This is a genomic window from Emticicia sp. (genome assembly GCF_043780375.1).
Taxonomy (GTDB): Bacteria; Bacteroidota; Bacteroidia; order Cytophagales; family Spirosomataceae; genus Emticicia.
Map to the genome: position 1 here is coordinate 1 of NZ_JAYWCU010000236.1, position 10,609 is coordinate 10,609.

The 10,609-nt window shown below is 33.8% G+C and carries 8 protein-coding genes and 1 pseudogene; 3 read left to right on the plus strand and 6 right to left on the minus strand.

Going from position 1 to position 10,609, the window contains the following annotated elements; translation table 11 throughout:
- Positions 1 to 169 precede the first annotated feature (169 nt).
- The 3 genes from ACH2CJ_RS17960 to ACH2CJ_RS17970 all read left to right on the plus strand — a co-directional run bounded on the left by ACH2CJ_RS17960 (position 170) and on the right by ACH2CJ_RS17970 (position 3,439).
- Complete coding sequence (locus tag ACH2CJ_RS17960) at positions 170 to 934, plus strand: MBL fold metallo-hydrolase (protein ID WP_394994821.1); 765 nt, start codon at positions 170 to 172, stop codon at positions 932 to 934.
- Between the two features lie 76 nt (positions 935 to 1,010).
- Positions 1,011 to 2,741, plus strand: coding sequence for a VRR-NUC domain-containing protein (locus ACH2CJ_RS17965; protein WP_394994824.1), 1,731 nt, complete (start codon positions 1,011 to 1,013; stop codon positions 2,739 to 2,741).
- 5 nt (positions 2,742 to 2,746) lie between these two features.
- On the plus strand, positions 2,747 to 3,439 hold the full coding sequence (locus ACH2CJ_RS17970) for a pseudouridine synthase (RefSeq protein WP_394994826.1): 693 nt from the start codon (positions 2,747 to 2,749) through the stop codon (positions 3,437 to 3,439).
- 8 nt (positions 3,440 to 3,447) lie between these two features.
- Here ACH2CJ_RS17970 and ACH2CJ_RS17975 read toward each other — a convergent pair whose 3' ends face one another.
- The 6 genes and pseudogenes from ACH2CJ_RS17975 to ACH2CJ_RS18000 form a co-directional block, all read right to left on the minus strand.
- Positions 3,448 to 5,634 (minus strand): FUSC family membrane protein, encoded by a 2,187-nt coding sequence (locus ACH2CJ_RS17975; RefSeq protein ID WP_394994829.1) that lies wholly within the window; start codon positions 5,632 to 5,634, stop codon positions 3,448 to 3,450.
- A gap of 85 nt (positions 5,635 to 5,719) precedes the next feature.
- Positions 5,720 to 6,349 carry a hemolysin III family protein gene (locus ACH2CJ_RS17980; protein ID WP_394994832.1) on the minus strand — a complete coding sequence of 210 codons (630 nt, stop codon included), beginning with the start codon at positions 6,347 to 6,349 and terminating at the stop codon, positions 5,720 to 5,722.
- A 125-nt stretch (positions 6,350 to 6,474) separates the two neighbouring features.
- Positions 6,475 to 7,632: a hypothetical protein gene (locus ACH2CJ_RS17985; RefSeq protein ID WP_394994834.1), complete on the minus strand. Its 1,158-nt coding sequence runs from the start codon at positions 7,630 to 7,632 to the stop codon at positions 6,475 to 6,477.
- Positions 7,629 to 8,597 carry a DUF2157 domain-containing protein gene (locus ACH2CJ_RS17990; RefSeq protein ID WP_394994836.1) on the minus strand — a complete coding sequence of 323 codons (969 nt, stop codon included), beginning with the start codon at positions 8,595 to 8,597 and terminating at the stop codon, positions 7,629 to 7,631. Before ACH2CJ_RS17990 ends, ACH2CJ_RS17985 begins: the two co-directional genes overlap by 4 nt.
- A 105-nt stretch (positions 8,598 to 8,702) precedes the next feature.
- Positions 8,703 to 9,689 (minus strand): phosphotransferase, encoded by a 987-nt coding sequence (locus tag ACH2CJ_RS17995; RefSeq protein WP_394994839.1) that lies wholly within the window; start codon positions 9,687 to 9,689, stop codon positions 8,703 to 8,705.
- Positions 9,690 to 9,795: 106 nt separating this feature from the next.
- A pseudogene (locus ACH2CJ_RS18000) lies at positions 9,796 to 10,609 on the minus strand (alpha-1,4-glucan--maltose-1-phosphate maltosyltransferase); the annotation flags it as partial.

Consider the following 10,609-nt stretch of genomic DNA (forward strand, 5'->3'; position numbering starts at 1 on the left):
AGTTGGTAAATGTTGTGAAAGGATTAACAGAGTAGCAATTAATGTTTGATTGAGTGATTGAGTGAATGATTAGATTTTTTACTGGTAATTAATTATTCATTTCTACTACTTCATTTCTAGTGTGGCATTAAATCACTAAATCGCTCAATCACTCAATCACTCAATTAAAATGCAAGTAACTTTTCTTGGAACAGGTACTTCGGGTGGAATTCCCGTTCTGACGTGTGGGTGCGAAATTTGTAATTCCTTAGATTATAGAGATAAACGCTTACGAGTATCTGTTTGGGTTGAAGTTGAAAATAAAAATTTTGTTATTGATACGGGCCCTGATTTTCGACAACAGGCTCTGCGAGAACGCATCCCAAGCATTGATGGGATTATTTATACACACGAACATAAAGATCATACTGCTGGGCTTGACGATATTCGTCCTTACAATTATCTTCATGGAATTCATCATTTAGACCTTTACGGACACCCACGAGTTTTGAATCAACTCAAACGTGAATTTGCTTATGCTTTTGACGAAAGAAAGTATCCAGGTGTACCACTAATAAATCTACAAGAGATTAATAATCAGCCTTTTACGATTGAAAATATATTGTTTATACCCATTGAAGTAATGCACCACAAATTGCCTGTTTTGGGTTTCCGAATTAAAAATTTTACTTATATTACTGATGTAAATTTTATTTCTGAACAAGAATTGGAAAAGGCTAATGGTACTGAGATTTTAGTGTTGGGTGCATTGCAGCAAGAAAAGCATATTTCGCATTTTACTTTAAATGAAGCGATTGAAGTAGCCGGGAAAGTCAATGCTCGTATGACTTATTTGACGCATATTAGTCATAAAATGGGGCTGCACAGTGAAGTGGAAAAAGACCTTCCACCAAATATTCGATTGGCTTATGATGGTTTAAAAATAAAATTATAAATTAGTACACGACCTACTGATAATAGCTAGTTTTAGCTTGTCAAATTGAATTATCTTTAGACTATCGACCAACGAAGTGGCACAAAACGACCTTCCTCCTAAATATTATCTCGAATATTTTAATTATGTACTGGATTTTGTTCAGGAAAAATACCGCCATATTCTGAATGAAAATGAATGGCGTTTCTTGCGAAAATACTATTGTTTAACTGAGGATGCCCAATGCTTATTTATTCGTTTTTGCAATCGACGTGGACTTTTTTTTAGGATTAATAAGCTATCTTACAGTGAGTTAGAAGATATTCCTGCTTTGATTAATGAACTTTTTGAACGTGAATTTATTGAAATACCAAACACTGAAAAACACCAAACATTTGGCAAGGAACTATTGGGAGTTTTAACTACAAAAGAAATTATTGAGCGATTTGCTGAGTCGGTTATAGAGAAAAAGACGGTTTACAAAAAACTAAAAAAAGAAGAACTTGTAGAAGCAATATTGCAAGATTTTGAATTTAGTGAAATCATTGAGAAATTGAATACCTTTGACCCGATTATTAAAGTTTGTTTTGAGTTTGAGGTTACTTTTATGAAGTTTTTGTTTTTTGGAAATCGTTATCTTGATATGACAGAATTTGTGATGCGAGATATGGGTTTAGTACAATTTGAAAACCATGATGATGACAAACTAGTTGCCCGATTTAATACCCGAAAAGATGCCGAAGATAAATGGCTAATTACAGATCAAAATGACCTTTTTTATCAACTAAAAGAAACTGCTCCACCACTCGAAATTTATGATTGGTTCCTGAATTTTGCCGATACCATTGGTGATCTAAGCGAAGTTGCCAAACCATCTTATGAACGTTTAATTTTGAAAATAGCCACTTTTCTCGAAAAAAGTAAGCAATTAGACGAAGCATTAACTATTTTTCGCTTGACAGAACAAGTGCCTTCTCGGGAACGCCAAGTAAGGACTTTGCAAAAACTCAGCCATATTGACGAGGCTTTTTCACTTTGTCAGCAGATGATTGAGTTTCCTAAAAATGCGGATGAAAAATTCTTTGCTATTGATTTTTTGAATAAAATCAATTCCAAGAAAAAAACTAAAAAAAGTACAACATCTTGGCTGCACCAAGCAGAGTCAATTACGATCTCGATTGATTTTCGACATCAAGTTGAAATGGGCGTTGTTGATTACTACCATACTGAAGGAAAATTGGCTGTTTTTGCGGAAAATCATTTATGGAGGGCTATTTTTGGCTTAGTTTTTTGGGATATTGTATTTGACCCAAGTTTGGTGGCTTTTCATCATCCGTTTCAACGCCGCCCTTCAGATTTGTATTTGCCTGATTTTTATGAAAAACGTAAAGATTTAATAATCAGTCATTTAGATAGTTTTGCTGACTTTCAAGATTTGCTTATTTATATGGGTGAGCGTTATGAATCGAAATTTGGTATTGCTAATCCTTTCGTTGTTTGGTTAGATGAAGTGTGGCTAATGGTTAGAAAAGCCATTGAAGTAGTCGAGTTTGAAGCAATGAAAAAGATTTTGCACGAAATGTCTAAAAACTTGGTTGAAAACCTACGAGGTTTTCCTGATCTTTTTATGTGGGATGACAATGCAGATTATTGTTTTGTTGAAGTAAAATCTCCAACTGATAATCTTTCAAATCAACAATTATCGTGGTTACAGTTTTTTGAAGAAATGGGTGTAAAAGCGAAGGTTTTGAGGGTTTATTGGAAAGAAAATAATAGTTTTGAGAGCGGAATTGAAGGGAGTTTTACACAATCAAATGACATTTATTGAAATTAATGCAAAATATAATACTTCCTATTTTATATCAAGACGAGCATTTGGTGGCTATCAACAAACCACATAATTTGTTGGTACATCGCTCTTCAATTGCTGCTGATGAAAGTGTTTTTGCTTTGCAATTGCTTCGTGACCAACTGAATTGTTGGGTGAGCCCTTGTCATCGTATCGACCGAAAAACTTCTGGTGTACTACTTTTTGCTCTTTCGTCTGAAGTTGATAAACAGATTAAAAAACAGTTTGAGAATCATGCTGTTTTTAAAAAATATTTGGCTTTAGTGAGAGGCCATTTGCCTGAATCTGGTACGGCAGACCGACCACTTGAAAAAGAAAAAGGCGGTTTTCAAGATGCCGTTACGCATTTTCGTTGTTTGAAACAAATCGAGCTGGATATAGCTGTAAGTAGATACCCTACATCAAGGTATTCGTTGGCTGAAATTACCCCAGAAACTGGTAGAATGCACCAAATTAGAAGACATTTTGCTCAATTACGCCATTATTTAATTGGTGATAAAACCTACGGAGAATGTAAGCACAACAAGATGTTTGAAGAAAAATTCGGACTAAAAACTATGCTTCTGCACGCCAGTGAATTGAGTTTTATTCATCCAGTTACAGGCGAAAATATGTACATCACAGCTCCGATGAATGATGAATTTACAAGAATTTTGAAGGAAATAGGAATGTTATAATTGATTTTTTACAACTTAATCCGTTCAGAAATTTTACAAATATCATACGCTACTTTTTGGATATTCATAAATTGGTCTGGAATAATGATTTTACTTTCTTCTTTTTGAATATTTGTGTTTTCTTGTTTCAAAATTCTAACATTTTCTATGTCCACAAATTCACTTTTTTCAATAATTTTCATGGCTTCCTTTATCATATTTTCAGTATTTTGAGCGATATTTTGTAAATTTTCAAAATTAGGTAAATCTTCAAAATGCTCTCTCGAATACAAAGCGAGCGTAGCCACATAAGAAGAGAGCAAATGATTCAAGACCGAAAATTTATGTATTTCGTTGATATTTTTTTGTTTATGTTTGGGTTCAGAAAACATTCGCTGAAAACCAGAAGCCAAATTGGCACTTCGAACAAAAACCTCTTTCCGCACAATTTTATAAGGAATCCGTTGATAGTTTTCACCAAAATACATTTGTGAAACTTGATGATAATACGCTAAATTTGCCTCCAACATCTCAACAAGGGTTTTTTTTAATTTTTCATGTTCCCAATGAGGCAATAAAACATAACTTCCGATAAAAGCAAGTCCGCCGCCGATGGCAGTATCATAAACCCGCTCAATAAGTAAAGCACGGCTACCCATTCCCAAAAAATCGAAAAGAATAAGTATAAATGGGGTCATAAAAACTACGCTCACGAGGTATGTTTTACGTTGAAAACTGTAAGTTCCGAGCATACAAAATAGTAGAATCGTAAAAAGCCAGCGGTTATCGGTAACATAATTCAAAATAATCATTCCAATAAATGCCCCAGCGATTGTACCCATAAGTCTATCAAGATTACGCTCTTTGGTGAGGCTGTAAGCAGGTTTCATGATGACCATGATTGTCAAGAGAATCCAGTTGCTGTGTAAAAGATGGATAGATTGGGCAATGGCAAAGCCAATCAGCATCATGCTCGATACTCGCAGAGCATGTCTAAAATTTTCAGATTTCAGGTTCAGATTTTCTATGAAAGGCTCTAAATTATATGCTTGGTGCGAAGTAAATGCAGCTGTTTTGATATTATTTCTGCCTAATTTTTCCTGTTCTTTTTCATTAAAATATCCATTTATTTTTTTGATTCTTAGATAAATATTTTCAATATTTACTTCAATGTTTTTTAAAGCCTGTAAGCTAATAATTGAAAAAGAAGATACAAAGCTTGAATCTTCTTTTTGCAAAACAAGGGTTTCTATACTAAATTTTAGTTCTTTAAATCTTTGTGGTAAAAAAAGATTTATCTTAGGCTTTGTTCCATCTTTCAACGAAGCACCAATATTTTCGATTTGTTCGGCTAAATGATTAAGAATTGATTCAAAATCTTTGAGAATCCCTGTATGGTCGAACTGCTTATGAAGTTTCTGATAATTATAAAATGTGGACATGATTTGCTCGTATAAATCAACCATATCTACAAAAACAACTAATAAAAAACGTCCTTCTTGGGTGTTTTCTCGTACAATTTTTTGGCTTTTAAAAAGTTGTTCTCTGACAGCATCTAATCTTTCATTGACTATTATTTGAGCTTCTATTAGCTTTTTATAATTTTCGTCGTAGTCCATGCCTTTTTGATAAAAACCAGCTTTGATTTTCATAAAACCAGCAATTTCTATAATAGATTCGGCCAAAGATAAACTTGCCAAACGATAAGGCATAATGCTGTAAAGCGATAGGCTTAGGGTGGCATACCAAAGTCCTCCAAACAAAATATAAAGTGAATAAAGTAAGATTTCATTGAGTGGGCGAATATCATCAATGCCCAAAATCATAACTAATAAAGCAGCTACGCCAACAGATGCTGCCCGATTGCCATACACATAAAACATTGAAAATATAAAACTTAGCAACACAACCAATGCTCCTGTAAGGTAAACCGATATGCCACATAGACTGGTCAGCAATGAAATAATTGTTACCAAAACCATCGTTAAAAACATAGCGTTTCGTCGATGTGTGATTGGTCCCGGAGCGTCGGAAATGCTCACGCACACAGCACCTAACGATATAGAGATTCCGATTTTGAGTAAATCGAATTGAGCAAGTATCAAACTTGGAAAAACAACGCCAAAAGTTATTCGTAGTCCATCACCGAAGTATTGGCTGAGAACAAAGTTTTTGACTTCGCTGGTGATTTTTTGGAGTGAGAGAAATCGTTTCATTTTCAAAATCGAGGGATGAGCCAAAGATAATTGAAAAATTGGCTAAGTCTCCAATAGAGTGACAAAACATTGTTTTAATTAATCGCTAAATTGCTGACAGAACGCCAAAATAATGAAAAATAGCAGCCGAAAGGACAAACAAATGCCATATAAAATGATTGTAAGGAATTTTCCTATTTTGATAAAAAATTACCCCTATCAAATAAAACAAGCCCCCTCCGATAAGTAAATATATTGATTTTTCGGGTAATTGTGTCCAAAAACTAGTACCGAGAAAGAAAACTAAACAACCAATAAAAATATATAATAATGTAGAAAGTAACCTGAATTTTCCTGTGTAAAAAATCTTTTTAATAACACCTAAAGCAATGAGCGACCATTGAATGACGAAGAACCAAAAAGCGGTTTGTGGAGGTGTAAAAAGTACAATAAATGGGGCATAAGTACCACCAATTAAAAAGAAAATACTAATATGGTCAAAAACTCTCAGCGTCTTTTTAACTAAAGGATTAGCAAAAGCATGGTACAGCGTAGAAAAAGTAAACATCAGAAGTATCGTAAAACAATAGAACGCAACTACGAAAGTAAGCGTAGGATTTGATTTTTGGACAGCCAAGGCAATCAAAACTGGTGAAGCTACAAAGGTAAATAATATACCCAAACCGTGCGAAAGTGCATTTGCTAATTCTGTTTTTATTTCTGAAGGTGTGTTCATGAAGTGGTTTTATGGGTAATTTTCTACTCTTACTTCTCGTCGAAAAGCATAAATTTGGGCGTATTTTGCCAAAGTTGAGGTTGTTTTTTTAACTGTGTCAATTAAAATATTAACAAGAGTCAGAACTAATACCCACTTCCAGTACCACCGCCACCAAAATTACCTTCGCCAAATTGCATTTTGTCGGGTTGGTTAGGTTGCTGAATTGCTTGATTAACTATAAATGCTTCTAAATTTTGGAATTTATTTTTTCTATGAGGCTCGTAAGTTAATCTATACTTTGGTGTTTTTAATGCCCTAATTGCCAAAATTGAGAGTAAAACAAGTATTGCTCCACCAATAGTCGAGGCCCATTCGAGTGGTAAAATAGAAAAATAGTGGCGGTAAGTGAAAATAGAAAATGCTAATGCCAACATTCCAACAATCAAAAATTTACGGTCATGTTTTTGTAAACCACGAACGATATAAAAAACTGGAATTGCCGCTGTGAAAAAATAAAATAGTGGAGTAAAAGCAATTTGAATTGAATTTGACAAGTCATTAAGCATAGCATTTCCTTCTCTAACTACATAATAATTTCCTCCCAAATAGAAAGTAGCTAAAGTCAATATTTTGATAATATCTTGACAGTCAGTATAATATGAAGAGTTTTCTGTCTTTTTCCAAAATTGAATAAAGAAATAACTTGCTGCCGAAACAATCATAATCACAAAAGGTAAAATCAATTTACCAATAGGAAATTTAGTCACTATTATAAACCATAAGGCTATCCATGTAAGATAAACACCGATTGCCACTAATGGGTCGGCATAGCGAATTAGGGCTGGTAAAAGTATGATTAAAATGATGAAGTAATAAGCCCAAACTGGTAAATTTATATTGGGTAATAGGATAAAAAAAGCAATCAATGAGCCAATCATGGCGTAAAGTAAAGCATTGTCTGCACCCGAACGATAAAGGTTATTTTTTTTGATAAAAAATTCAAGGAAGTAAAATGATACTCCTCCATAAATCAGGCTTATGATAGAAAAAGCTGCTGTTGATTCTGAAACAAGTGCAGCAAGAAATATTGAAATAAAACCAATACTTGCTGAAGTAACAATGTTAGTAAATATAAATAATCCTATTTTTACGAAAATATTTGAGCGATGAAATCCTACTGGAAATTCCTTTTGAGCCGCATCAAATTGCTCCTCGCTTAATAGCTTTTGTTCGTGCCAATTTTCGATAATTGACTGATTGCCAATGTTTTCAACCCAAATTTCGTTATATGCTTTTTTCATTTTTTTAGTCCGATAATTTCTTTGATTTTGATTAAAAACAAAATTACTCCTGCACCCGTCAGCATGAAATACAACATGAAAAAGAAAGCATCTAAATCATTGGGCATCAATTTGAAAATACCGTAAGTGACCGCAATATAGCCATAAACAACCCCCATTAGTAAAAATATATAAGAGTGTTTTTGCCTGGCATAAGTTATATATAAATATGATAAAACGGCAGCTGCAATGAAGTAAATGATTTTCCAGTCGAATTCAAAAAGACCAGCTAAAGCAGCGACAAAAGCCAAATTTCCACCCAAAAGAAAATAGGTGAAAGAAAAGTGCTTTTTTAAATCTCTTTGTTCAGAAATCCAACCTGTAAAAATCACTAAGCTGCCTAATAGTAAGGCAGTTATGATAAGATTTAGACTATTAAAATCATTTGCTTCCCACAATTGTACTGGGGCGATACTTACTCCCACGCCTGAAGCTAAAGCCGTAATTGCCATCGAAAGTACGCCTCTGTGGTCGAATCTGTAAGCACAAAAGAAGAATAAAACGGCAGGAATAAAAGCCGCCAAACCATAGCGAGTACCGAAAATAGTATATTGATATTGTAAATAGCTTTCAAGGGTCAAAAAAGTAAGACAACCGCCCAATAAAGCAAAATCATCAAGGTTAGTTGTTCCCAAAACTTCTTGCCATGAAAAGGGCTTTTTATGCATAAAAGCGTAATAAAAACACCCCATACATACTATCGCAATGAGTCCGATGAGGATATTATGCCCAATCGTATCAATGTTTTTATAAATTAATATTCCCAAGCCGGTACTCAAAAAAGTTATTCCCAGAAGGAGTATTGAGCGTAATTCCCAATGAATAGAAAATGGTTGAGATTTTTCTGTGGTGTTTATTTGGGTAGCTTGTTCCGCCGAAATGATAGTTTTTTCGGTCAGCAAACCAAGCAGGGTTTGGTAGTTCATAGTTTTAGGGTTAAATAGGTTTTTTTGGAGGAAAAGAAGATTACCTATTTGATTTATTGCTAAATGTAGTAAATGTTTATTTATCAGCAAAATTATGTGGTTATACTATCCTAAACCATTCAAATCAAAATATCTCTTAACGAGCAAATTGATAAACCTTTTCAAGTAGTTTTCGTTTAAAAATGTGTTCGACCAATTATCAAATCTTTGGCATTGGATACCCAGATAGAAGAAATAAAGACTAACGCCCAACATTGGTAGAATCCGTTTTTCCTCAATACTTATTTTTTTGATGGATTCATAGCCAGCAAGAAAGCTCTGTACTTTCGATTTACAAATAGGCTCATCTCGCTCGGTACTATTCAATTGTAGAATATAATAAGCAATATCTATACAAAGCCAACCATTTCCACAGAAATCGAAGTCAAAAATAGTAATTTTATTGTCTTTAGTAATATTAAGATTATCGAACCAAATATCAAGATGCACAATTCCTTGTCGGATTTCAGAAGTATTAGCTTTTAAAAATTCTGACAATAAATATTGCTGTGTTGATAGCATAAAAACCATTTCCTCGGTGTCGTTGGGAAGAAATTTTTCTAAATGCTTTAATGAATCAATGAGTAAGATTTGTGGTGTATAATTTATTCTTTCAAGGTTTTTGTTTTGGGTAACTTGGTGAATTTTAGCCATCATGCTCCCAATGTTAAAATGAGCTTCTTCCGAAAAACTAAGTAATTTTTCACCTTCTGCATAAGAAAACATTACGCCAAATCTTTCACCTTCAGGAGCATTGAGGATTTGAATGTAGTTTTTAGTTTTATCGACAATTGGGTAAGAAACAGAAATGTTTTGAGTTTTTAGTAGATTTAAAAGATTTATTTCTTCCAAAATTTCATTTTTTGTTCGCCAATTAAGACTATAAATTCTGAAAATAAATTTTTCGTTTTGGTTTTCTACCAGATAGGTATGGTTGATTCCTGCTTTTAGTAAATGACATTGGGTGTTTTTGTCAAAACTATATTTTTCTTGCAAAAATATTCCAAGATATACGGGTGAAAGATTTGAACTTATTACAGGAAAAACGATCATTTTATAGTAGATTTGAAATCAACCGTGCCACTTTCTGGCGGTGTTTTGCTCAAAGAAATGGCACGTTTGATTAGCTATGGATTGAGATCTATCAATTATTGATCTCTTAAATATCCTCAATTCTAAATAAATGAAAAGGCAAGATATTTGGGTCGAGTTCAACAAAATTTGTATTGCCTTTCCAAATATATGTTGCTCCCGAAAGAAGGTCGTGAACTCGGTAGCTCTCCGATTCATTTTTATTAATTTTCCACAAAGGAATTTTTACAAAACCACCTTGCCGATTATGACCATCAAGGCTAGTAATGCACAAAATTCGGTTGCCATCAGCAGCAATTTTTAAGTAAGCCAATAGCTGGTCGTTGTCTATTTGGCAAAAGTCAATATTGTTTGTATTATGAAAAGCTAAATTTTCCTTACGAATTTTGTTTACTTGCGTAATTATATAAGTCAATTTGTTTCGATGTTCCCAATTCCACCATTTAATCTCATATTTTTCCGAAAAAGCATATTCTTCTTTTCCAGCGTATGGAGCATGGTATAAATATTCATAAGTCGGACCAAAAATTCCGTAGTTTCCTGCAAGCGTGGCAGCCATAAAATAACGAATCAAAAACAAAGGTTCATGCCCAGTTTGGAGCATATAAGGGTCAATATCGTGGGTATTTGGCCAGAAATTTGGTCTAAAATAATGCCTCATTTCACTTTTCGTGAGTTCGGTCATGTACTCAATTATCTCGGCTTTGGTTGTTCGCCAAACATAATAAGTATAAGATTGCGAATAACCCAATTTGGCGAGATGTTGCATCACTTTTGGCTTCGTAAATGCTTCTGCCAAGAAAATCATATCAGGATAATCTTTCTTGATTTCGGTAATGATCCATTCCCAAAACACGAACGATTTTGTATGTGGATTATCA

Excerpts from the sequence above, each read along its gene's own strand:
- ACH2CJ_RS17995 (WP_394994839.1), bottom strand. The coding sequence starts at position 9,689 with ATGATCGTTTTTCCTGTAATAAGTTCAAATCTTTCACCCGTATATCTT.
- ACH2CJ_RS17960 (WP_394994821.1), top strand. The coding sequence starts at position 170 with ATGCAAGTAACTTTTCTTGGAACAGGTACTTCGGGTGGAATTCCCGTT.
- ACH2CJ_RS17970 (WP_394994826.1), top strand. The coding sequence starts at position 2,747 with ATGCAAAATATAATACTTCCTATTTTATATCAAGACGAGCATTTGGTG.
- ACH2CJ_RS17980 (WP_394994832.1), bottom strand. The coding sequence starts at position 6,349 with ATGAACACACCTTCAGAAATAAAAACAGAATTAGCAAATGCACTTTCG.
- ACH2CJ_RS17975 (WP_394994829.1), bottom strand. The coding sequence starts at position 5,634 with ATGAAACGATTTCTCTCACTCCAAAAAATCACCAGCGAAGTCAAAAAC.
- ACH2CJ_RS17990 (WP_394994836.1), bottom strand. The coding sequence starts at position 8,597 with ATGAACTACCAAACCCTGCTTGGTTTGCTGACCGAAAAAACTATCATT.
- ACH2CJ_RS17985 (WP_394994834.1), bottom strand. The coding sequence starts at position 7,632 with ATGAAAAAAGCATATAACGAAATTTGGGTTGAAAACATTGGCAATCAG.